This is a genomic window from Mycoavidus cysteinexigens (assembly GCF_003966915.1).
Lineage (GTDB): Bacteria > Pseudomonadota > Gammaproteobacteria > Burkholderiales > Burkholderiaceae > Mycoavidus > Mycoavidus cysteinexigens.
Window position 1 is genome coordinate 1,803,420 of record NZ_AP018150.1, and the last position, 23,148, is coordinate 1,826,567.

Annotated in this window: 28 protein-coding genes; 27 read left to right on the top strand and 1 reads right to left on the bottom strand. The window is 51.8% G+C overall.

Going from position 1 to position 23,148, the window contains the following annotated elements; genetic code table 11:
- Positions 1-68: 68 nt before the first annotated feature.
- From MCB1EB_RS07670 to MCB1EB_RS07790, 27 genes are all read left to right on the top strand, one after another.
- Positions 69-1,475: a DUF1073 domain-containing protein gene (locus MCB1EB_RS07670; RefSeq protein ID WP_126353968.1), complete on the top strand. Its 1,407-nt coding sequence runs from the start codon at positions 69-71 to the stop codon at positions 1,473-1,475.
- A complete protein-coding gene (locus tag MCB1EB_RS07675) occupies positions 1,411-2,244 on the top strand; it encodes a phage head morphogenesis protein (RefSeq protein WP_126353969.1) in 834 nt (277 codons plus the stop codon). The genes MCB1EB_RS07670 and MCB1EB_RS07675 overlap by 65 nt, the downstream gene beginning before the upstream one ends.
- On the top strand, positions 2,241-3,338 hold the full coding sequence (locus tag MCB1EB_RS07680; RefSeq protein ID WP_126353970.1) for a DUF2213 domain-containing protein: 1,098 nt from the start codon (positions 2,241-2,243) through the stop codon (positions 3,336-3,338). Before MCB1EB_RS07675 ends, MCB1EB_RS07680 begins: the two co-directional genes overlap by 4 nt.
- A gap of 26 nt (positions 3,339-3,364) precedes the next feature.
- Positions 3,365-3,874: a structural cement protein Gp24 gene (locus MCB1EB_RS07685; RefSeq protein WP_126353954.1), complete on the top strand. Its 510-nt coding sequence runs from the start codon at positions 3,365-3,367 to the stop codon at positions 3,872-3,874.
- Between the two features lie 30 nt (positions 3,875-3,904).
- The gene (locus tag MCB1EB_RS07690; RefSeq protein WP_126353955.1) at positions 3,905-4,873 is read left to right on the top strand and encodes a DUF2184 domain-containing protein; all 969 of its coding nucleotides are present in this window, start codon (positions 3,905-3,907) and stop codon (positions 4,871-4,873) included.
- Positions 4,874-5,236, top strand: coding sequence for a DUF4054 domain-containing protein (locus tag MCB1EB_RS07695; RefSeq protein ID WP_126353956.1), 363 nt, complete (start codon positions 4,874-4,876; stop codon positions 5,234-5,236). It begins immediately after the preceding gene.
- Positions 5,237-5,238: 2 nt separating this feature from the next.
- Positions 5,239-5,700 carry a hypothetical protein gene (locus MCB1EB_RS07700; protein ID WP_126353971.1) on the top strand — a complete coding sequence of 154 codons (462 nt, stop codon included), beginning with the start codon at positions 5,239-5,241 and terminating at the stop codon, positions 5,698-5,700.
- The gene (locus MCB1EB_RS07705) at positions 5,690-6,058 is read left to right on the top strand and encodes a hypothetical protein (protein ID WP_045361598.1); all 369 of its coding nucleotides are present in this window, start codon (positions 5,690-5,692) and stop codon (positions 6,056-6,058) included. The genes MCB1EB_RS07700 and MCB1EB_RS07705 overlap by 11 nt, the downstream gene beginning before the upstream one ends.
- The gene (locus MCB1EB_RS07710; RefSeq protein ID WP_161566204.1) at positions 5,982-6,482 is read left to right on the top strand and encodes a phage neck terminator protein; all 501 of its coding nucleotides are present in this window, start codon (positions 5,982-5,984) and stop codon (positions 6,480-6,482) included. The genes MCB1EB_RS07705 and MCB1EB_RS07710 overlap by 77 nt, the downstream gene beginning before the upstream one ends.
- Positions 6,483-6,499: 17 nt before the next feature.
- On the top strand, positions 6,500-8,023 hold the full coding sequence (locus tag MCB1EB_RS07715) for a DUF3383 domain-containing protein (protein ID WP_045361592.1): 1,524 nt from the start codon (positions 6,500-6,502) through the stop codon (positions 8,021-8,023).
- 5 nt (positions 8,024-8,028) lie between these two features.
- Positions 8,029-8,469 carry a phage structural protein gene (locus MCB1EB_RS07720; RefSeq protein WP_045361588.1) on the top strand — a complete coding sequence of 147 codons (441 nt, stop codon included), beginning with the start codon at positions 8,029-8,031 and terminating at the stop codon, positions 8,467-8,469.
- Positions 8,466-8,861, top strand: coding sequence for a phage tail assembly chaperone (locus MCB1EB_RS07725; protein ID WP_045361585.1), 396 nt, complete (start codon positions 8,466-8,468; stop codon positions 8,859-8,861). The genes MCB1EB_RS07720 and MCB1EB_RS07725 overlap by 4 nt, the downstream gene beginning before the upstream one ends.
- 26 nt (positions 8,862-8,887) lie before the next feature.
- Positions 8,888-9,019: a hypothetical protein gene (locus MCB1EB_RS12535; RefSeq protein WP_269471761.1), complete on the top strand. Its 132-nt coding sequence runs from the start codon at positions 8,888-8,890 to the stop codon at positions 9,017-9,019.
- Positions 9,009-10,673: a phage tail tape measure protein gene (locus tag MCB1EB_RS07730; protein WP_052393555.1), complete on the top strand. Its 1,665-nt coding sequence runs from the start codon at positions 9,009-9,011 to the stop codon at positions 10,671-10,673. Before MCB1EB_RS12535 ends, MCB1EB_RS07730 begins: the two co-directional genes overlap by 11 nt.
- Positions 10,670-11,410 carry a phage baseplate protein gene (locus MCB1EB_RS07735; protein WP_045361582.1) on the top strand — a complete coding sequence of 247 codons (741 nt, stop codon included), beginning with the start codon at positions 10,670-10,672 and terminating at the stop codon, positions 11,408-11,410. The genes MCB1EB_RS07730 and MCB1EB_RS07735 overlap by 4 nt, the downstream gene beginning before the upstream one ends.
- A gap of 3 nt (positions 11,411-11,413) precedes the next feature.
- On the top strand, positions 11,414-11,731 hold the full coding sequence (locus MCB1EB_RS07740; protein WP_045361579.1) for a phage baseplate plug family protein: 318 nt from the start codon (positions 11,414-11,416) through the stop codon (positions 11,729-11,731).
- Positions 11,728-12,558, top strand: a complete 831-nt coding sequence (locus MCB1EB_RS07745; protein WP_045361576.1) for a phage protein — start codon at positions 11,728-11,730, stop codon at positions 12,556-12,558. The genes MCB1EB_RS07740 and MCB1EB_RS07745 overlap by 4 nt, the downstream gene beginning before the upstream one ends.
- Positions 12,555-13,256 carry a Gp138 family membrane-puncturing spike protein gene (locus tag MCB1EB_RS07750; RefSeq protein WP_045361573.1) on the top strand — a complete coding sequence of 234 codons (702 nt, stop codon included), beginning with the start codon at positions 12,555-12,557 and terminating at the stop codon, positions 13,254-13,256. Before MCB1EB_RS07745 ends, MCB1EB_RS07750 begins: the two co-directional genes overlap by 4 nt.
- A complete protein-coding gene (locus tag MCB1EB_RS07755; protein WP_045361570.1) occupies positions 13,253-13,600 on the top strand; it encodes a contractile injection system sheath initiator in 348 nt (115 codons plus the stop codon). Before MCB1EB_RS07750 ends, MCB1EB_RS07755 begins: the two co-directional genes overlap by 4 nt.
- Positions 13,601-13,733: 133 nt before the next feature.
- Positions 13,734-13,874: a hypothetical protein gene (locus MCB1EB_RS12070; RefSeq protein ID WP_161566205.1), complete on the top strand. Its 141-nt coding sequence runs from the start codon at positions 13,734-13,736 to the stop codon at positions 13,872-13,874.
- Positions 13,875-15,020, top strand: a complete 1,146-nt coding sequence (locus tag MCB1EB_RS07760) for a baseplate J/gp47 family protein (RefSeq protein ID WP_045361564.1) — start codon at positions 13,875-13,877, stop codon at positions 15,018-15,020. It abuts the gene before it with no gap.
- Positions 15,021-15,032: 12 nt separating this feature from the next.
- Positions 15,033-15,686 carry a DUF2612 domain-containing protein gene (locus MCB1EB_RS07765; RefSeq protein ID WP_045361562.1) on the top strand — a complete coding sequence of 218 codons (654 nt, stop codon included), beginning with the start codon at positions 15,033-15,035 and terminating at the stop codon, positions 15,684-15,686.
- Positions 15,683-16,648, top strand: coding sequence for a gp53-like domain-containing protein (locus MCB1EB_RS07770; RefSeq protein ID WP_045361558.1), 966 nt, complete (start codon positions 15,683-15,685; stop codon positions 16,646-16,648). The genes MCB1EB_RS07765 and MCB1EB_RS07770 overlap by 4 nt, the downstream gene beginning before the upstream one ends.
- A 54-nt stretch (positions 16,649-16,702) precedes the next feature.
- Positions 16,703-17,140, top strand: coding sequence for a tail fiber assembly protein (locus tag MCB1EB_RS07775; protein WP_045361555.1), 438 nt, complete (start codon positions 16,703-16,705; stop codon positions 17,138-17,140).
- Positions 17,141-17,192: 52 nt separating this feature from the next.
- Entirely contained in the window at positions 17,193-17,618 is a 426-nt protein-coding gene (locus MCB1EB_RS07780) for a glycoside hydrolase family protein (protein WP_045361552.1), read from the top strand.
- Positions 17,619-17,634: 16 nt separating this feature from the next.
- The gene (locus tag MCB1EB_RS07785) at positions 17,635-17,931 is read left to right on the top strand and encodes a phage holin family protein (RefSeq protein ID WP_045361549.1); all 297 of its coding nucleotides are present in this window, start codon (positions 17,635-17,637) and stop codon (positions 17,929-17,931) included.
- Complete coding sequence (locus MCB1EB_RS07790; RefSeq protein ID WP_052393554.1) at positions 17,921-18,463, top strand: hypothetical protein; 543 nt, start codon at positions 17,921-17,923, stop codon at positions 18,461-18,463. The genes MCB1EB_RS07785 and MCB1EB_RS07790 overlap by 11 nt, the downstream gene beginning before the upstream one ends.
- A 735-nt stretch (positions 18,464-19,198) precedes the next feature.
- Here MCB1EB_RS07790 and MCB1EB_RS07795 read toward each other — a convergent pair.
- Positions 19,199-23,071 carry an NACHT domain-containing protein gene (locus MCB1EB_RS07795; RefSeq protein WP_126353973.1) on the bottom strand — a complete coding sequence of 1,291 codons (3,873 nt, stop codon included), beginning with the start codon at positions 23,069-23,071 and terminating at the stop codon, positions 19,199-19,201.
- Positions 23,072-23,148 lie beyond the last annotated feature (77 nt).

Consider the following 23,148-nt stretch of genomic DNA (forward strand, 5'->3'; position numbering starts at 1 on the left):
TAATCCAATGAAGGGAGTACCAAACGCCCGATTCTTATTTTACCCGAATTCACTGTTTAGGTTAAATTTTGTCAAAAAAACATAAAAATAAAGAGGCGCAAGCGATACCCGCCTTGGCAGTCCAGTCAACGGACATCACCCAAGATAGCCTCACCAATCTCGTCGCAGGCCTGATGAATAGCCGCGACAAGATGGCGTATAACCATTATGCGTTTCGCAAAACGATTAGCCGCAGCGAACTCGCCACGATGTATCGCTCGAACTGGCTCGCTCGAAAAATCATCGATGCGCCGGCTGAGGATATGACTCGGGAATGGCTGAGCCTCGAAACAGGAGACGAAAAGAGTAAAGACGCTCTGGAAGCTGCCGAAAAGCGCTTTAAGCTCGTGACGCTTCTCACGAATAATTTGAAATGGGGCCGACTCTTTGGCGGCTCGGCGCTCTACATGAGCTTAGCGGGTGAGGACCCCGAGACGCCATTAGAGATTGAACGTATCCGCAAAGGCGCACTACAGGGCTTTCTCGTTCTGGATCAACACCAACTCACAGTAGATAAGCAACCTTGCCTGGTTGACTTAAACCGCCCTGAATATTGGCGGCCGGAGCATTATCGCGTCGCAGAGACACAGCAAAACATTCATGCCAGCCGTCTCATCTTCTCCGATGGCGCGCTGGTGCCGGTCAGTGATTTAAAACAGCAAGGCTTTTGGCACGATAGCGTACTGCAAGCTCTTTACGACGAACTGCAACGCGGTGATACGGTCGCCAGCGGCACCGCCAGCATGTTCTTTGAAATGTGCGTAGATATCTTAAAAATTGAGGGACTTACTCACATGCTGAGCACCGATACCGGCACTCAAGAAGTCCTAAAACGCTTTGAAGTCACCAATACGGCCAAATCTTTTAACCGGATGATGCTGCTCGATAGCGCCGATGACTATCAGCAAAAAACTATCAACTTTGGCGGAGTCAGCGAAGTCGCCACGATGTTTTTACAACGTATTTCAGGTGCGGCAGACATTCCGGCAACCCGTTTGCTTGGGCAATCTCCTACCGGCCTGAGCGCCACGGGGGAAAGCGATATTCGCAACTACTACGATGCGCTCAAAGCCAAGCAAGAAAACATCTTACGTCCTCAAGTCGAAAAGATTTACGATGTTATGGCGATGTCTGAGCTGGGTCACCCCCTCAAAGACCTCGTGATCGAATTTAATCCGCTCTGGCAATTGTGTGAAGCGGAACGCGCCAACGCTGAAAAAATCCGCGCCGAGACCGATCAAATTTATCTGATGCAAGGGGTGATTCACGAAGCGCATAGCCTCAAACGCCTCAAAGCCAATGATACCTATGCGATTACCGATGAAGATTTAGACGAAGCGCAAGCACTCGCGCAAGAATTAGACACACCGGATGAACCTGACGCTACCCGCCCTGATCAAGGCACACCTCAAACACACGACAAAACGCCAGTCTAAGCGCCCTCGCGTACTACGATCAGCAAAACTCAACCGTCGAGCCGAAGTCGCTTACCGCAATCAGTTGTTGAGCCTGGTGAAACAGATGCATCAGCGCGTTAAAGAAGAGATTTTGCCGATCTTGAAAGAACCAGAGGACGGCTATACGCAGGATGCGTTATCAGAATCGCTGGTTCAACGGATTCAAGCCGCGTTAGAGCGTGTGTCTCGAGCCTTTCTAGCGTTGATTGCCCACGCACACCGTTGGGCGCAACGCATGGTCAAGCAGGTCGATGAAGACAACCGCACGGCGCTGATTGGCAGTATTCGCTATGCCTTTGGCATCGATATCGCCCCATTACTGAATGTTCCAACGCTCAATGCACCCTTGCAGTTAGCTATGGCAACGAATGTGCACTTGATCCGGTCGATTTCACAGCGCTATTTTGAGCAACTGCGCACTTCCGTTTTAACCGGAGTCTTGGAAGGACGGCGCTATACCGAACTCGCTAAAGACATTAAGAAATTGACCGGTGCCACCGAAAAGCGTGCGCGCCTGATTGCCCGTGATCAAACCGCTAAAACCCATGCGGCGATTGCCCAAGCCCGTCAAACCGCATTGGGCATTACCGAATACGAATGGCAAACCAGTGGCGATGAACGCGTACGAGACAGTCACGCGGATAACGATGGCAAACGGTTTAAGTGGGAGACCCCACCCGAGTCCGGCCACCCAGGCCACGAGATTGCTTGCCGCTGTGTCGCCTTACCCATTATTGACTTAACATGATCGAAATTCTAGATAGCCAGCCCTCTGAGCGAACCTACACGCCAGAGGGTTTTTTAATTGCGCCCGCCAAACTCGCACGCAGCGGGATTCAATCGTATCGCGCCATCGAGTTTGCTGACGGATCCGGCGATCCGATGCGCATTCTCAATATCTATCGCCCGCCTGAAGAAGTCTTTGCGCCCGACTCTCTGGCTTCTTATGAAGGCGCGCCGCTCACCAACGACCATCCACCCTCTTTCTTTGTCACAGCCGATAACTGGCGGCATCTCGCGCTGGGCTTTGTGCGCAATATCCGGCAACAAGAGGGCTACGTGGTCGGTGATTTAGTGGTGCAGGACAAAAGCACCATTGCCCTCATTGAAAGCGGCAAGGTGGGCCTTTCCGCCGGTTATCAATCCAACAAAGAGATGATCTCTGGCGTGACCCCAGATGGGCAGCCCTATGACGGCATCCAGAAAAGTATTCGCGTCAACCATATCGCACTCACGCGCACCCCTCGTTGCGGGCCCACCTGCCGCATTGAAGATTCTAACCCTAACGGAGAAATGATGACCTCTGATTCTGATCAAACCACGACGCAAAGCACCGACACAACAGTGACCGCTCAAACAACTGATGTGCCTTGCCATGATTGCGGCGAAATACAAAACCAAATGGATGCGCTAACCCAAACCATCCAAAAGCTCGAAACCGAAAACCAAAGCCTACGCCAGAAAGAAGCTACTCCTGCCGTACGCGATGCCTGGATTGCCGATTGGGCTGAAACCGTGACCGATGCTAAGCAGTTAATGCCCACTCTTCAGACAGCAGATAAAAGTTGTCATGCGATTCGGCACGAAGTGGTTAAGCAGCTTTATCCGAAGCACAAACCCGTAGTCGATGCGCTGCTCGCCGGACACACGCTCGATAACGCCGACGAGGTCATGATTCAACGCGCTTTTAAAGTGTTAAGCGCGATACCTCAAGGCACCCCACGCCGTGATCCGGTTCTAGATGCACTGAACACCCAACTGAACACCGATAGCCGCCCGTTAGACCCACAGACTGCCCGCACGCAATACATTCAGCAGCTACAAGCGACCTATACCGCTTAACTTTTTTATTCAATCAGGAGTTTTTTATGTCAATTCAACTCGCCGACTATGGTGATGCACAGCTCGAGCGGGGTATCCCTGGACTCGAGGCCGATAATGGCCCCAACAGTATTGTGAACCGCCGTAATGCCAGTACCGCTGAGATTGACTTTGGTTTAGCAGTTGCCGCAGGTGCTGACGCAGATACTGCGGTGTTGCCTTCTACAGGCTGCCGCATCATCGGTTTAAGCGTGCGCCACGCTACGATGCAAGCGAATCAAACCGGCAACGTCAGCTATGCGCCCAAAGCTACCGTACCCGTCATGGAAATTGGACGGCTATGGGCCATCGCTAAAAACCCTGTCAGCCCAGGTGACGCAGTGACGACCGACGCGACGGGCGCACTCTCCACCGGCACGGCAATAGCCGTCCCTGGCGCTCTATGGGAAACCCAAGCCGCGGCCGGAGCGATTGCGCGCGTGCGGATTAACCTCCTCCCCCCTATGCCCGCCGCCTCCAGCTCGTCTAAAAAGACTACCTCAACCCAAGTTGAATAACCCCCCCTTCTTCTTTTATTCTATTGAATTATGCCGAACAAAATTCTTGCTGATGCGCTCAGCCGCACGTCTATTTTCCAAGACGCCAGCCTTATCCAAGATTCCTCTCAAGCCCTGGCTTTCTTAACCGGACAACTCGAATCTGTTGAAACACAGATTTACCAAAAAAAGCGTGCTCTTCTGGATTATGAAGCGCTGCTACCGATCTCAACCTCTGCCGGCCAATGGGCCACTTCGATTACCTATCGCATGAAGGATTTTGCCGGCCAAGGCCAGCGCCATAGCGGCAAAGGCGACGATATTCCTCGGGTCGATGTTCATTATGATACAAAATCCATACCGGTCATCTCAGGCTCAATTGGCTATGCGTATACTTTTAACGAATTGCGCATGTCCGCTAAATTAAACTTAGCCATTGACCAAGATCGGGCTGAGGCCGCTTTTTATGCCTATCGCGCTCATCTCAACCAGGTAGGATTGTTTGGCGAAAAAGAACTCACCGGTTTATTCAACTCTCCCTTTGTCCCTCAAGTCCAAGCCGGTGTCGGTAGCTGGACAACAGCGACGCCTGAACAGGTTTTAAAAGAACTCAACGAAGTGATTACGCAAGTCTGGACACAGACCAAGCGCAATAGCACACCCAATACGATCATTTTGCCTGGGGCGCACTACGCGCATCTTGCCAGCACACCGCGCAGCAAAGGATCGGATAAAACCATTTTGCAATACGTGCGCGAGAACAATATCGCCAAAGCCGAAAAAAATATCGATATTGACTTTCGAGGCGGGATTGACCTCGATCGCGCAGGTCAAAATCAAAGCACACGGATGATGGTTTACGAGAAAGATCCCGTCAATCTCGCCTTTCATATCCCCATGCCGCTGATGTTCCATGCGCCAGAGCAACGCGGATTGGAATTACTCATCAACGGCGAATACAAATACTCCGGTGTTGAATTCCGTTATCCGAAGTCCGCTTTGTATATCGATGGGATTTAAATGGCCATTACACCGGCTGACGTTAAAGCGCGCTTTCCTGTGCTCGATGCGGTGGAAGAGGCACAGCTTCAACTGCTGATTGATGATACGCGCCCCTTCTTTAATATCGAACGTTGGGGCGCGTTTTATCCGCGGGGGGCCTGTCTATTGGTCGCACACTTCTGGAGCATGCAGCAGAAAGTCGACAAGGGCGAAACCGCTCCAGTTCATGCCATTACATCTCGTAAAGCCGGCGAGGTTCAGCTTAACTATGCGTCCCCGAGCCCGCTAGAGATGCAAGATGCTTGGCTCGCAGCCACCAGCTACGGTCAACAATATCTTAGCTTGCGCAAACAGGTGGGCTTTGGCGCGCTCGTGGTGTGACGATGAACTTTTCTAAATTGGATGGGCTGCTCAATCGAATCAAAGCGTTGGGCCAGAAAGAAATCTATGTCGGCGTCATTGCCAAAACTGCGCCACGCAAGGATCAAAAGGCCCGTTTCAGTAACGCTCAAATCGCTGCTGTGCATGAATTTGGCGCACCCAATAAAGGCATTCCCGCACGGCCCTTTTTAAGATCGACGTTGATTCGAAATAAGCAGGTCTATACCGATGCACTCGCCACACAACTGCGTAAGGCCGTCAGGCAAAAGCAATCGCCTGAACAAGCCTATCAGCAGGTGGGCTTTAAAGCCGCTCAAGACGTCCAACATGAAATCCGCCACGGCTCTCATGCGCCCCTCAAGGCTACGACAATCCAGCGCAAAAAGTCCAGCCAGCCACTGATCGATATTGGCCAACTGCACCAGTCGATCACTTCTATCGTGCGAGAGGTCAATGAATCTTAAGGCACTCTTTGATGAAAGTGAACTGACGCAGCGCATCACCCTTTCCCGCCGCTATGGCCAGCACCATCCCGACCATGGCGAGTGGTTAGAACAGTATTACATGCTTGAGGTCACCGCGATTGTCTATCCCGCCGGTCAGGACGATCTTTTAAAGCTTCCTGAAGGCGAGCGCTATTTGCCCGCGATTCGGATTTTGAGCCAAGACCCCCTGATCGAAGGCGATATTGCATTGCATCAAAACCATCGTTGGCGCTTAACTCAGCTCTCTAATTTTGCTCACTATGGCTACTACGACGCAACAGCAGTTCGACATGAAGGCACTGCGCAGCCTACTGCGCGAGGTTTTGTCGTTACCTAGTGGCGCGGTACGTCCCTGTTATCAGGCTGGACCCTCTGGTACTGAACCCTGTGTGATTGTTTCTGTGCTGACTTCCGTTGAAATCGGCACCACCCGACAAGCGTTTGATGGCGCACGTGAAATCGAGCGCTTGAGCACCGCGCGGCTCACCACCGTATCGATTGAAGCCTTTGGAAACAACGCCTACGCACTCATGCAAACGCTCACGACACTGTTACAAGCCAGCTCGACGCAAGCCATGCTGCGTACCCGCTTAAACGCTGGTTTAGTTACCCTCTCGCCGTTACGCGATTTAACCACGGTGATGGGCGCAGGACCTGAAGAACGCGCTCAGTTTGACGCCATTTTCTCGCACTCTGATTGCGTTGAGATCGATTTAAAACGAATTGAGCATGCCTCCGTTCTGACGCGCTCAGATATTTAATTTTTTGGAGAATTTATATGGCGACTTCGCTGCCTCTTAGCGAAATTATCAATGTTCAACTCAACGTCCAACCCCTCGCCCCCAGCCGACGGGATTTTGGCGTGTTGAATCTAATGACCCCTGAAGCCGGTCAGGTGTTTAATGATGCCCATACGCTGTATGCTGAATTTGCGAATGCTAACAGCGTTGAGCAAGCCTTTGGCAGCCATAGCACCACCGCTCAGGCTGCTCGCCTATTCTTTGCTCAAACCCCGCGCCCTAAACGCCTGGTGGTTTCGCGCTGGGTTCGTATTAAACGCACGATAGCGGCCACTCACTCTAAACTCTATGGCGGACCGATGACCGCCACGTTAGAGCAGCTCAAAGCGGTCTCTGTCGGCTATTTCTCGATTAAGGTCGGCTCCTCCCTTAAAAACTACTCCAAAATCAATCTTTCTAGCGCCAATACGCATGAAGAAATAGCAACCCTGATCACCGCTAAAACCTCCGCCGATAAACTCACCGTGCATTGGGACAGTACGGGGCACCGCTTTATCGTCGAAGCGGATCAAGCCGGCGCAAGTCGCACATTAAGTTTAATGAACAGCGATGGGCAGCCGCTGACGGTAAGTAGCTCGCCCTCTTATTTAGGCACCCTTCTTAAGCTCGATAGCGCGGATGCCTATTCAGTCGCCGGCACCGATGCCGTCACGCTCGAAGCACACTCTCTCACCGAAGCACTCTCACAGCTTGAGGCCCGCTTTAATCACTGGTATGCCCTTAACATTCTTCACCCCTTAACCGATGTCCAAATCAAAGAGGTGGCCAATTGGGTCCTCGCTGCCAATAAAAAGATTTTGGGGTTGACGACTTCTAACCCTCAGCACCTGGAACCCAGTTTTTTAAATGTATTTAAGCAGTTGGCCGATCAGAAGAATGATCGCGTCGTCGCTTTGTATGACAAAGATAATCCCCATGCGGTCTTAAGCTGGCTCGCGCGTGCTTTATCGGTGAACTTCGCGGGGAATAACACGACGATCACGATGAAGTTCAAGCAACTGCCTGGCGTCACCCCGCATCCGCTCACGCTGACCGAAGCCAGTCAATGCAAAGCCTTAGGGATCAACTATTACACCTATTTCGACGAAACCGCGATGGTTGCCGAAGGGACAGTATTAGGCGGGCGCTTCTTTGATGAGGTGCATAGCCTAGATTGGTTCGTCGATGCCGTGCAAAAAGAAGTCGTCGCCACATTACACCGCAGTCCTACCAAGATTCCGCTGACGGATGCCGGCACGCATCAGCTCTTAGCGGCCGTTGAAAGCGTCTGCCGCGAAGGCGTGCGCAATGGCGCGTTTGCCGCAGGGGTGTGGCGGGGTGATCCGTTTGGGCATTTACACACCGGTGAGCGACTTGAAGAGGGCTTTTATGTGTGGGTCGATACCGTTGATCACCTCTCCAGCAGTGACCGTGAAGCCCGCAAAGCGCCCCCGATTCAAGTGGCGCTCAAACTCGCTGGCGCAATTCATGCTGCTGACATTCTTGTTAATTTTGATCGTTAATTCCTATGAGTACTATTTTTAGTCCCCGTGACGTCTCTGTTTTAATCAATGGCGTGCGCCTCTCCGATTGGAGCGACGGCAACGATGTGATTCAGGCTAAATTGAATGCCGATGCTGGCAGCTACACGATGGGCGCGAATGGCACTGGTGTTTTTATTGCGAATCCCGACCAGTCCGGCACGCTGACCCTTAAAATTAAACAGCAGAGCCCCGATAACCATTATTTAGATCGTTTATTTAAGCAACAGCGCTCAACCATCAAAACATTTATTCCCTTGACGCTCTCCATTGTCGATTTACTCAATGACGACAAAGTCAGCGGCCTCAATGGCTATTTCACCACCTCACCCGACTATACGCGAGGCATGGGCCATAACGCGGTCACCTGGACCCTCGTCTTTGAACAGCTCACCATCACTCTAGAAAAAGGTTTAAAACGCGCATGAACCCCCACCCATTTGAACTCGACGGCATCACATACCGCATGACCCCCGCGAATGCGATGGCCGGCTGGGCCGCCTTAAAACAAGCAGGCAAATTACTTGAGGGGATTAAAGTTTCCCAAGAGAGCAACCTTGAAATCGGCACGCTTTTAGCCCATTTGGGCAGCCCTCAAGTCGCTGAAATCGAGCGTCTGATTTATGAACATACGACCGTTCAAGCGAATCAAGATAAACCCTTTCGGCTCGCCCATCAGCTTGAGACCCATTTTAATCAACATCGCTCGCACCTCATTCGCGTTCTGCTGGAAGGCTGTAAGGTGCAATTCGCCGATTTTTTCAAAGGGGGCGCTTGGAACAGTCTAAGCGCCCTCATGCCCACTCCGGTTCAGACCTAATCGATTGGTTTATTTGGCTGCCCATCATGCGCAAGCACTGCACGCTCAATGAACTCAGAACCGTTTATACGTTGTCTGACTTGGTCGAGTTTCATCAGGCCATAGCGCAGTGGGACACCATTCAAACCGAACTGACTCAAAGCACCCATGGTCGTTGACGAATTTCTCTTTAAGCTCGGCGTCGTCGCGGATCTTAAGCAAGCCCAGCAGTTTCGCCAAGCGCTCTCCGATGTCGCCCGTACCGCTTCGATTGCTACAATCGCCGTGGGCGCATTGGCGGGTGGCCTCACCGCTTTCTTTGCCAAGGCATTGAATGGTCTCAATACGCTGAATCAAGCCGCACGCGAAACCGGCGTCAGCGCCGAATATTTACAGCAACTCGGCTTTGCTGCGGCGCAAAATGGTGCTTCTCTTGAAGCCGCCACGGCCTCAGTGCGCGGACTCTCTAAAGTCATTGGCGAGGCCGCCGATGGGATAGGACGAGGCGCACGCGCTTTTGAACATTACGGACTCTCAGCCAAAAACGCCAATGGCTCGATTAAATCCGTCACGCAGATGATGGGCGAATTGCAGGACAAAATGCAGCGCCTCTCTGATCCTCAGCGCAGTGCCTTCTTACAAAAGATGGGCATCGATGCGGCGATGGTGCAAACGCTACGCTTATCTAAAGCTGAACTGCACGAGCTGATGCAAGAGGCACAGGATTTAGGCATCGCGACACAAGAGCAAGCGGATAGGGCTTCTGCCTGGGGCGATGCAATGGCCCGCATGGGCTGGGTATTCAAGTCTTTACGTACACAAATCGCTCTTGGTTTAGCGCCTCAGTTACTTCTACTCGCGGATCGCTTTAAAGCCTTTTTGTTACGCAATAAAGAGCTGATTCGGGATGGGCTGCGCCGGTTTATTGACATCCTGTTTGCTGCCGTACAAGCGCTGGTTCATACAGGGTCTGCGATGGATCGCGTGATCCGCCATACGATCGGATGGAAAGCGGCTCTATGGGCATTGGTCGGTGTCTTAGCCTGGGTCAAGCGCGCAACGATGGCCGCATTTGTCGTCAATCCCGTTGCGTGGCTCGCTGCGGCTATCGCAGGGCTAATTGTCTTGATCGATGACTTGATGACCCATCTCCGAGGCGGTGAAGCCTCTTTGGCCAGATTTTGGGATTGGCTTGGAAACGGGATCAACTATGCCCAAGAAGCTTTTGCTCAATGCTGCAACTATTTAACTCGGTTTCAAAAGACGCTGGCGCAGGTAGCCAGCAAAATTAAAGCTCTTATCAATTCAACCTGGGCACAGCTCGATCATTTGATTCGTCAAACTTGGAAAAGCCTTTTAGCCAAAAGTACCGCACTTGTTGCCCGCCTTAAAACGCTATTTCTCTCGCTCTTAGAATCCGCTCGCACGCTATGGACGAATATCGCGGATGGGATCGCTCAGGCTTTTGAAACGGCCTTTAACCGCATACAGCGCGCCTGGGATAGCGTCTTTGGATGGATATCTAAAGGCTGGGCTAAACTGCAATCCAGCTTCCGTTGGATGGGCGAAAAACTGAATCTGACCCAGGGAATCGATATTGCTCAAGCCGTCAACCTGGCTTCAGCTTCCGCTCATCCAGCTGCGCATCAAAGTAACACTGTGACCCACCATACTACGCATCAGGCGCAGAAAACTCAGCAAAACACCGTCCATCAAGACATTAAAATCCATATCGCCTCTTCCGATCCCGTCGCCGCAGGCCGCGCCACCGTGGATGCACTGCGTCAACAGCGCATTGCCACGCATAACAGCCACAGTGCGGCCAAGCTATGACGATCTCGGTGTTGCACCGCCGCATCGGCACCGTCACGCTCGATGCAACGCTCGCTGAGCAACATCAGTCGGTTTTACGCATTTCTGAAAACCCGATTGAATCCGGTGCGCTGATTGCCGATCATGCGGCGCTGGAGCCAAAACAAATTACGATCACAGGCATTGTCACCGATTACCAGCCACCGATCACCTACCCCACAGGAATGAATCGCGCATTTTTGCGCAAAAGTCCCGACTTCTTTAATCAGCTTCCTTTGCCGACCGAAGTTAAAGCGGTCACGATGCAGGCCGCCTCGCGGATGCAGCGCGAACTCGGTTCTGCACCAACCCTTCAGCAGTCAATCGCTAGCAATCTAGAGCAGGCGCGCCCTCTCGTTCCCTGGCTACCGGCCTGGAGCGGAATCGATTCCAGCACAACGCAAGAGCGCGTGCAGCAGGTCTATGATGCTCTACTGGAATTACAACGGTCCATTGAGCCGATCGAGATTCTAACGGGCGCTAAGCTGTATTCCAATATGCTCCTCCAGTCCATCAGCCTGAATCAGATGCAAGATGGCATCGCTGAATTCACGATCACCTGTCGGGAGATTTTAATCGTATCGACACAATCGATCGCCGGCATTCAGCGCCAATCTGGCCGCGCCCGCAAGCAAGCCGCCGCTAAAACGCAAAAAGGCAAAGTCCAACTCCAGCCCGCCGACAAAAAGAAGTCGTTGCTGAAGCATCTATTGGGCTAAGCCATGCATTTGATCCCCGTTGATTCCGCCCCGTATCAAGAAATGACGATTGCGTTTAAAGGGCATGCGTTGCGCCTCACGCTGCGCTACAACAGTCTTGCCGATTATTGGGCGCTAGATATTTTTGATTTAAAGCGTGAACGCTATACCGCTCAAGGGCAGCCGCTGGTTGTGGGTGTGCCGATTTTATGGCGCAGGCCTATTGATTATTGCTTCATCCTCACCGATGAAAGCGGTATCGGCCTTGATCCCGTCGGCGGAGAAGATTTAGGCCAGCGCTGTTTACTTTACATTGCGGATAAAACGCAGATTCCTCTATGAAACAATTTGGCCGACGCTATCAGTTGGCGCTGGGCAATCCAAACGATGGCGTGCTGATCGACGCGCTACGCGTCTCGTTTGACATCACCAAAACCATTGACGCGAAGCCCAATCCTGCTCAAATCTGTATATGGAACCTCAATCGCACGCATCTTAATCAGCTCTTAAGCGGCAGGTTTAAACGGATCGCTTTATCTGTGGGCTATGCAGAGCTGCGCTTACTCTATACCGGCGACATTCTCAAAGCCACGCTACAGCGCGATGGACTCGATTCGATTCTGGTGCTGGAGTGCGCCGATGGTGACACCGATTATCGGCATGCGCGTGTCTCACTCACTTTGAAAGCAGGTGCATCCGATCAGCAGGCGCTCCAGCAGCTTGCGCAATCATTGGATCAAACCCAACTCGGTACGGTGGCTCCAGGCCGACCCAATAGCCTGCCTCGTGGGCGCATCTTTTGCGGCAATACCCGCGATGCATTGAGTCAGCTCGCTCAAGCCAATCATGCCGACTGGTCGATTCAGGATGGCGAATTGCTGATGCTACCTGCCCAGCAGGTGTTAGCGGATGAAGCTGTTTTGATTTCACAAGACACCGGCATGATCGGCGCTCCTGAAGCGAGCGAAGACGGGCTTATCGTTACCACCTTACTGAATCCCGCCATCCGCATCGGCAGCTTAGTGCGCGTGCACTCTGTCACCGAATCCTTCAATGGCGATTATAAAATCGTCAGCGTCTCACATTGTGGCGATACCTATGGCGACGAGTGGCTCACAACAATAACGGCTGTAGGCGGTGCCTTTACGCCTATTAAGGATCAATCATGAAATGGCATACCCCTTCCTTAGATGCCGCTATTGAAGCCAGCATCACCGCTGCCCTCAAAAAGCTGCATGTCGCCTTGCCGGGTCGGATTGTGAGTTTTGATTCCAGTACGCAAACCGCTTCCGTGCAGCCATTGATCGAGCAACTTTTACAGAACGATCAAGCGGCTCCTTTGCCTATGCTCACCGATGTGCCGGTGCACTTTCCACGTGGCGGGGCGTTTGTCATGACCTTTCCGGTTGCGCCAGGCGATGAATGCCTCATTCTCTTTGCTGAACGCTGTATTGATGGATGGTTTGCCAGTGGGCAATCGAGCATTCCGCTGGATTATCGTCTGCATGATCTCTCTGATGGCTTTGCGTTAGTCGGGTTTTCTTCTTTACCCAAAGTGATTCCCGATTTATCGAATGACGCAATGATGATGCGCATGCTCGATGGCAGCGCTTACTTTAAATTGGATCAAGCGGGGAACATGACGATCAAAGGCACCCAATTGACGATTCAATGCCCTGTTGTCGTTGAACAGCTTTTAACCTACCAAGCCGGTTTGAGCGGTACCGGCAGCGCAGAAACTGGCACGACCATTACTGGCAATATTTCGCATAGCGGAGGTGAACTCAGCTCCAACGGCGTGACGCTGCACGCTCACCGGCATGGCGGCGTCGAAGCGGGTGGGGATACCACTGGTGGGCCGCAATGAAAGTCAGAAGACTCGATGTAAACCACGACTGGACCTTTGGGCAAGGACGCGCCAATTATGCAACCCTCGCTGAATCGGTCGCCCAGCGCGTTAAATCTCGCTTACTGTCATTTCAGGGTGATTGGTTTTTGGATTTAGAACATGGCCTACTTTGGCTACCCACCTTTGAGCGACCGGCGGATTTGCGGCAGATTGAACATCTTGTAAAACGCACGATTTTACACACGCACGGGGTACGCGAGCTTCTGAATTTAGAGTTGGAATGGGACCCTAGCACGCGTCGTTTAACCATTACTGCCCAGCTTAAAGATCACGATGATCAATTGATCGACATCACGAATTAGAGTTACCCCAAAAAACAAAAGCCCCGAACTGTAACCAGCAGTCGGGGCTTTTTTTGTTCCCGCTTTTCAAACGAAACAAAAACATATGAGACATAAGGATATACGATTGACTTTCAAAATACTAGGAATATCGATGGAAACTGTCAATATCAAACCCAAAGAGTTACGCAAAATATTACAGCTCGGGTTAGCGAGTCTCGCTATTTGGCGCTTGCCCGACATCATGACCGTCTTATTTTCGGGCATCTGCTCCCTCATCCAAACGATACGATAAATGGCGCATCTCACTGAACAAGGTTTCATCGTTGGGCGACTGGATGCCAATCTCGCTCAGCTCGATGCAGGGTTTAGAGCCATTTACGGTGCGGATATTAATACCGATCCGGATAGCCCCGATGGGCAACTCATTGGCCTCATCGCCCAAATCAAAACCGATCTGGAAGAGCTTGCTGAATCCATTTATAAAGCACTCGATCCTGAAGCCGCCAGTGGCGTTTGGCTTGAACAGCGCGTCGCCTATGCCGGACTCACGCGCAGGCAAGCGCGCTATAGCTATCTACGCAATGCGATCTTGACCGGCACACCTCGTACGTTGATTCCGGCAGGCGCAGTACTGACCGATCCGCATCATCGACGGTGGATTGTCGTGGCCGATACGACGCTGAATGAAAATGGTTCCGCTCAGGCCGACTTAAGAAGTGGAACGCTCGGCGCATTTCCTCTGCCCGCAGAGACCACTCTATCGATTGAAACTCTCTTTTTAGGCTGGCGCTCCGCTCAAAGCAGTCAAGCCGCAGAAGTCGGAGAAGAGGAAGAAACCGATGCCGAGCTGCGACGCCGTTTCTTTATTAGCCGTGCAAAAGCCGCTCAAAACTCCGTCGATGGGATGATCGTTAAGCTCTTACAGCTCGCCGATGTCCGGCAAGCCGTCTGTTTAGAAAATGACAGTGATCGAACCGATGCGAACGATGTCCCCGCGCATAGCCTCAATATGATTGTAGAGGGCGGCTCGGATGCCGAAATTGCTCAGGTGATCTTTGAGAATAAAACCGCTGGCACAGGACTACGCGGCTCGGTGCAAACGCAGATTCTCGACAACACAGGTATGGCGCGCTCAATCCGTTTTGATCGGCCTGCTGTCGTCGCTTGCGCCGCTTATCTCGAAGTGCGACGCAATGCCCATTTTACGGCGGTCGACGTCGAGGCCATTAAAACCACTCTAACCAGAACCGCGTTCAGCATTGGCGAATCCGTGCTGCTCTCGCGCTTATACAGTCCCATCAATACCGTACAGGGGTTTTGGGTGGAAACACTCAACATTGGTCGACGCGGCACACCCCTCGCCGCCAACAATATTGAAATCGGCGTGCGCGAGATGGCCCGCTTTGCCCCTACGGATATTGAAGTCGTCGTGCTCTAAAAATCACACACCATGTCTTATGAATCACTGCTTATCTGGCAGTATAAGGGCAAGCCCAAAGCACTCGCCACCGCACAACTGATCGATCACTATTTTAGTGACACATGGCAGGGTCTCGCCGACCTACCGAATGCGCTCCATATTGAGACCGCTTCGGGCAAAAACCTCGATTTAGTCGGTCAACATGTCGGGCAATCTCGAGTTTTAAAAGGGCTGGCTCCACGCCACTTATTCGGCTTTGAACGCGCACCAGGCGCTCAAAGCTTGAGTCGAACCGGTTTAGGCGGCGGCAAATGGTACCGCAAGGGCGATGTCATTACCGATTCAGTCGTGCTCGATGACGATGACTTTCGCTTTCTCATCAAATGCCGCATCGCTAAAAACCATATGACGGGCACCGTCCCTGACATTACGCGAGCACTCGATTTTATCTTTGGCGGGCACGCCACTGTTTATGACCAGTACGACATGGGTTTCACCGTCACCATTCGTAGCGATCAAATCACTGCCTTTAAACGCTATGCGATTCAGACTTTAGATATTTTGCCGCGCCCAGCAGGCGTCAACGTCAAATATGTCGTCTTAGCCAACATCACCGCTTTCGGATTCGCCGGCTCGCCTGGCGCATCCGCTTTTAACCATGGAAAATTTGCGAGGTATTTATGACCCTTTATCAACGTCCTGATGAACATATCTTTGCTGAGGGCGCGCGCCCTGGCGAAGTTCAACCCTTTCCCGATCTCTCGCGCGGTTGGGGCGTTGCCTTTGAACAGACCGGCGGCATCCCACCGATGGAGTGGTTCAATTTTATTGGCAAACGCGCTGATGAAGCGATACGCTATCTGATGCAGCGTGGCTTGCCCGAATGGTCCGAGACCGAAGACTATCCTGAAGGCAGTTATATTCAATATTCTGGTAAAACCTATCGCGCCAAAATAGACAATAAGGGTAAAACGCCTTCAATCAGCTTAGCTGAATGGGAGGAATGGGGCCTTACGCGTGAAGCGCTCGATGCGCACTTTCATCCCAAAGACGGTGAATTGGCCTGGCCCAAAATCACCGAAACGCCCACCACATTAGACGGTTACGGTATTACCGATGCGGCTACGGCTCAAGGTGTGCTCGACCAATTCTCACAACTTCAATTACATTGGCAAAAAATATCCAATACGCCCTCTACCGTTAGCGGATATGGCATTACTGATGCAGCACCGATCAAAAGCCCAGCGTTTGTCGGCTCGCCCACCGCGCCCACTCACCATGACCCGCGCAACCACTCGAACCAACTCGCCTCCACCGCTTTTACACAGAATGCGATCTCGGCTGCCTTTACGGGGCATAACCAGCAAAAACTAGAAAGAATAGAAGGGTATCAGAAACTGCCGGGCGGATTCATCCTCCAATGGGGGCAACTCGGTGCGGATACGGCGGGCAATATCCATATTATCTTCCCAACCCCTTTCTTGCACGCATGTTTTGGCGTTTACGGCATCCATATCGGTGCGGGACCTGTCATTGTGATTGAAGTGAGTGGAACCCGGTCAAACGCCGGCATCGTCCTGCGCACATTTGATACTGATGGGCGCACCGCTGCATGGCCCACTCAATGGTTTGCCATTGGATGGTAGCCGCGAAGTGAGTTCAGTCTCCCCCTTCACGCTTTTTTATTCTGGAATACCACTATGACTTTTTATTATTCAAAATCGCAACCTGGTTTTTACACTCGTGAAATGCACGGGGATGCCATGCCTAAAGATGCCGTCCCCATTACCGACGAAGAATATCATGCTCTGTACAAAGAGTTAGCGAAAGGCAAAATGCTTCAATCCGATCACAGGGGATACCCGATTGCCATTGATCGCCCTCCTATTACCCCAGAACAGTGGACTGAAATTCATTTGCGCCAACGCCGCGCTTTGATTATTGAAAGCCTGGTCAAGTCAACGCCTTTACAAGATGCAGTAGACCTGGAGAGGGCGACAGACGAAGAAAAACAGCGCCTCAAAGCGTGGAAACTCTATCGCATTAAACTCAGCCGCATCGAGCAGCAGTCCGGCTTTCCTACTAAAATCGATTGGCCCAAGGCCCCCGAGGCCACTTCGTGGGCCACTTATCCGTAGCACTAAGAGCCGCCTTCATGCGGTCTTTTTTTTCGTCTACGCCCCTCTCAACATGACCGAAACCTTTGACAGGGCCGCTCTCATTTCAGAGCTTAAACGCGATGAAGGCGAGCGCTTTAAACCCTACTTCGATACCGTAGGCAAAATCACCATCGGCGTTGGGCGCAATCTGACGGATGGCGGCATCTCTCAGAGCGAATGCGAAATGCTTTTACACAACGATATTGCTCGAACGCTGAGATGGCTGGATCGGAATTTACCCTGGTGGCGGACCTTGGATGCAGTAAGGCAACGCGTACTCATCCATATGGCCTTTAACCTGGGCGGCAATCTTCTGACCTTCCGCAATACGCTCTCCGCCATGCAACGCAACGACTACGCAGCCGCGGCGAACGAAATGCTCATTTCCAAATGGGCGAATCAGGTCGGCCAACGAGCACTGCGCCTCGCCAATATGATGCGCACCGGAAAAATTTAACTCTCAACATTAAAAAATGAATCTTCACGAACATGATCGAACGCTGCTTGCGATATTAGCTGCGATGGGCGCTGCGATTGGGATTGGGCAGTTGCTCGCTGGCGGCGAGAAAATCACCGCTCGGTTGATTATTGGGCGCATGATTGTCGGTGCGGGTTTAAGCGTCGCCGCCAGTTCCATCCTCATGCTTCTGCCTGAACTCTCTCCGATCGCTGTCACAGGCCTCGGCGCAGCACTCGGCATTCTCGGCCAGTCCTATCTGGAATTGGCTGTACAACGCTGGTTTGGAAAACACTCAAATCATGCTGACTAATTGGCTCGCCGCTCCGTTACGCTTATTGTGCATTGCAGCAACCGCATTCAGCTTTGGCGTGGGGTGCGCAGGCCATTTTTACTACGGCCCACGTATTCAAAAAGAACGTTCAGCGCTGGTGCACTATAAAGCTCAGCTCGCCATGGCCCATGCCCAATTGATTGAAGCCCAAGCCAAAGTCGTTATCCAAACCGAAATTCAATATCGTGATCGCATCAAAATCGTCAAGGAAAAAGGCGAGACCATTATCAAGGAGGTCCCGATCTATGTTACTCAAACTGACGCCGCCAATTTTGGCGTTAACGTTGGCTTCGTGCGCCACTACAACGCAGCTTTTTCCAACGAGCCTGCCGGAGCTGCCTCTGAGCTTGATCGAAGACCCGCCAGCGTTTCGCTTACTGAGATCGCCAAAGTCAATGCTTTTAACGCCAATATCTGCTGGCAGTGGCGCGAGCAGGCGATTGGACTCAAGACATTTTATCGGCAGTTACAAAATGCTCAAACAGCATCCACACACGTCCTGAGCCAATAAAAAACCTCTTAGCCAGCATTTGATCTAGCGAACCTTGCGTTTCGCCGGGTCGGCCGGAAGAATTTCACCACCAGCCGCCCACAGAACCGTGCGTAAACCTCTCGATTTACACGGCTCGTCCCAGCCATTCTTCTGCCACCTCGCAGTGACAAATCGACGCAGAAATCAAAGCTCCTCCCGCTTTCACGGTTGGCAATAATCTTCTTTGAGCTGAGTTATCCCCTTCGCTCCACGCTCATTACAAGCGCTTCTTCGCTAATACGGGATAATCCGCCCCTTCATAAGCATCGGTACTTTCCTCCTTCGTGGTTCGCACTTATAAAGTTTTCCCTTGCCATCCTATGAAGAGTTCCCAAGTTCCGAACCTGAGCCTGAATTAGAGTCATGCCACCTGTACACCGGACACCACATAGCCAATAAGTAGGTTTCCGCTATGCTAATCATGAGAAGGGAGGCGTCTCAGTTTTGATGTCTTCTAACTGTTTTTTCGATGCGTCTTCAGTGGTTCACTTGCGTTCATCTCTCTAATTCATACATGCCGAGGTCCAGCCTCGACTTTTGACCGTAACGTTCACCACCGCAGTCTTTCGATCTGAAGCAGCTTACGGCTGTTTGAAGCCCGCCCCTACAAGCTGACTCCGAAGGGCCTACCTTCATCTCAGGTTCAGCATAGCATTCAACAGGCAAACACTTTCATGGCACAACCTCCCCATCACAGCTTTGCATCTTTTCAAATCACTCACCTACCGCTCTTCTTCCTCTACTTTCTAACGCGCCTCGCTGCCTCAAAAGCCGCACATTCATCTCGCTTAAGCCTTCTACGCCTTCAAGCAACATATCTGCTACACTCAATGCTCCATGCCCCGAACTCCAGTTCAGTTTCAACTTATAGCCTTCCGCTTCTTTTTGCAGCTCCCAGTGCCGCACGGACTTATCTAGGCTACCTGTCACCAGATACTGGTGTCCATCCCGCTCAGTCCAGGCTACACTTAAAACTGGCCCAGTAAACGCCTGAATCACGCGCAGACACACTCCCGAGGACACCTCCCACAGACGCACCGTATGGTCCTCACTCCCCGAGGCAATCTGCGTGTCGATCGGCGAATACACCACGCTATTAACACTGGAGGTATGGCCTTCTAAGGTGTGAACCGCCGCTCCGCTGTGCGCGTCCCACAGACGCACCGTATGGTCATAACTGCCCGAAACAATCTGCGTGCCGCTCGGCGAATACATCACGCTATTAACAGAGTCTGTATGGCCTTCTAAGGTGTGAACCGCCGCTCCGCTGTGCACGTCCCACAGACGCACCGTCTTGTCATCACTCCCCGAGGCAATCTGCGTGCCGCTCGGCGAATACACCACGCTATTAACAGAGTCTGTATGGCCTTCTAAGGTATGACCCGCCGCTCCGCTGTGCGCGTCCCACAGACGCACCGTCTGGTCATAACTCCCCGAGGCAATCTGCGTGCCGCTCGGCGAATACACCACGCTCTTAACAGAGCCTGTATGGCCCTCTAAGGTGGGACCCGCCGCTCCGCTCTGCGCGTCCCACAGACGCACCGTATGGTCCCAACTCCCCGAGGCAATCTGCGTGCCGCTCGGCGAATACACCACGCTATTAACCCCCCAGGTATGGCCTTCTAAGGTGTGAACCGCCGCTCCGCTGTGCGCGTCCCACAGACGCACCGTCTTGTCATCACTCCCCGAGGCAATCTGCGTGCCGCTCGGCGAATACACCACGCTCTGAACAGAGCCTGTATGGCCTTCTAAGGTGTGAACCGCCGCTCCGCTGTGCGCGTCCCACAGACGCACCGTCTGGTCATAACTCCCCGAGGCAATCTGCGAACCGCTCGGCGAATACACCACGCTCCAAACATAGCCTATATGGCCTTCTAAGGTGTGAACCGCCGCTCCGCTCTGCGCGTCCCACAGACGCACCGTCTTGTCCAAACTCCCCGAGGCAATCTGCATGCCGCTCGGCGAATACACCACGCTATTAACATAGCCTGTATGGCCCCCTAAGGTGTGACCCGCTGCTCCGCTCTGCGCGTCCCACAGACGCACCGTATGGTCCCAACTCCCCGAGGCAATATGAGAGCCGATCGGCGAATACACCACGCTATTAACATAGCCTGTATGGCCTTCTAAGGTGTGAACCGCCGCTCCACTCTGCGCGTCCCACAGACGCACCGTCTTGTCCAAACTCCCCGAGGCAATCTGCGAACCGCTCGGAGAATACGCCACGCTCAGAACCCCGTCGGTATGGCCTTCTAAGGTGTGAACCGCCGCTCCGCTCTGCGCGTCCCACAGACGCACCGTATGGTCCCAACTCCCCGAGGCAATATGAGAGCCGATCGGCGAATACACCACGCTAGCAACCCTGTCGGTATGGCCTTCTAAGGTGTGAACCGCCGCTCCGCTCTGCGCGTCCCACAGACGCACCGTCTTGTCCAAACCCCCCGAGGCAATCTGCGTGCCGCTCGGCGAATACACCACGCTCTGAACCCCCCAGATATGACCTTCTAAGGTGTGGATTTTTGCCCAGCTTGAGGTGTCATAGAGGCGGATCTTGCCGTTTCCAAGGCCCATCGCACAGGTTTTCCCATCCGGTGAATACGCGCAGGAATTGACTTCGCTCTCTTCTTGTATATACGCCCATTCACCAAACTGCACCCCAGCCATCTGCGCGCCGTTTAAATTCGCTCCGCGCAGCCAAATCGCACGAAGATTGGCCCCACTTAAATCCGACCCTTGCAACTGCGCTAAATCTAACATCCCAAAACTCAGATCCGCACCTGGAATCCGGATCCCTTGTAAATCCAGCCCATTCAACTGAAGTCCCGCTTTGACTAGGATCGTGATCGCATTCGACGACCCCTGACTCACAGAGTCTGTCTGCTTTGAGGCCTGGATCCATGCCAGCAGCGGTTTCTCCAGTGCTCTATTCTGTTGTACTCGCTCCACTAAAAACTGCTGAATCGCTGCATCCTCCACCAGATTGAAGCGGTTCAATAATCCTTTCGGATCCACCCGACCCGTGTCATTCAGAGCTTTCCAGAGGGCCTGGACATTCTTCATCCCGTTCAACTGTTCACTTGCCGTTGCATCTGATCCAGTCGATTCCTCCAGCTCTTGCCACACTATACGTGCCACCAAATAATCTTGAATCGATTTATGGATAAACTCAAATTGGTCGTCCCGGCAGGTCAGCGGTGCATTAAAGCGTAATAATTTAATCTTTTCATTACTGTCACTAAAGAATTTATCTCGCCAATCTTGTTTTACATTAGATTCGTCGTAGGAAAGCAGCTCAGAATACGTTACACGCACCAGTCCAGCCTGATACATCTCTATTGCCAAGTCTTGGCTAAATTTTGTACCATGCTTAATAAAAGCTTTATTCAGAAAATGAAATGCCTTCTGTTCTGCGTCAGTTAAGCGGATACCACTCAAACGATCTTGCGAACGCTCAAACCAGCTCTCTACAAATTGCTCATATAATGCAAGCCGAGTAATACGTTGGCTGCTATCCTTATATTTCAAGGCTAAAGCCGGCAACTCGCTCAAAGACAATTTGAGTAAAAAGGGATTGCGTATCAGCTCTTTGACTTCAGGCCGCTCTAGAATTTTTCCATGTTCCGCGATACTCTTTTCTAGCTCCGAGTATATGCTCTTATATTTGTTTACATATTCTTCAATCGATAAATCAGAGAATGGGGCGAGTTGATAGGTTTGAAGTAAATACGCTTGATCTTTTGGATGGAACTGGCGCTCATATCGGCCCCCCAAATATTCTGGACGACTGGTAACAATCACTTTGGCTTGCCATTCATCCAATTCATTCTCAGCATAGAAAAGACGGGTTCGGTCTTTAATCTCATCGTAGCCATCTAAAATAAAGATAAAGCGATAATTCGCTTTTAAATCAGCTATCTGGTCCTCTGTAAACTTCTCTTTTTTTAGGTACTCTGAAATCAGATTGGCGTTGGGCTCCTTTAAGCTCGATAGCGAAATAAATAATGGGATGGGTGTCTGGCCAGACTTATTAGCTTCTTTGTCATAGCCTTCCCATAGGCTACGCGCCAGAAACCGATTAAAGGTGGATTTTCCAGAACCCGCTACACCTAACAAAAGCAGCACTTTCTTTTCTTCTGAAGCCAAGAAATCTCTTACCTTCTCTTCCAAACTAAAGCGCTTTTCTGTGTCCGTAATTGCAGTGCACTCCGGCGAGACATACATGGCCAACGCATCTTTAATTTCTCTGTCTTTTTGCAGATTTTCTAAATATTTTTTCTGCAGCCCCTCAATACCTAAACTAGCTAGCGGTGCATTATTCGGTTGCATCGCCATACTTTGCAGTGGTCTCAGGATTTCTCGTAATAATTGAGCATCTGAAACCGTCGAGTGATAATGCACGTTGATTTCATTATGCGAACCAACGGTTGGGATATTAATCAAGCCATAGTTAATTTGCATGACGGATCCCGCTGGCTCAACCCGATCCATTGAATTAGTTCGTGCCGCATTAGCAAAAGCCGAAGAGAACTGGGAAAAATATGAAGATAAAGAAGGTTGAGTATTTTGGCTTGGATTAATTGGCAACATGCTAGTTATTATCCTCTATAGCTCACATTTACTTATGAGCACATTACTCACTAATTATTAAAGTCTCACTTCCGCTG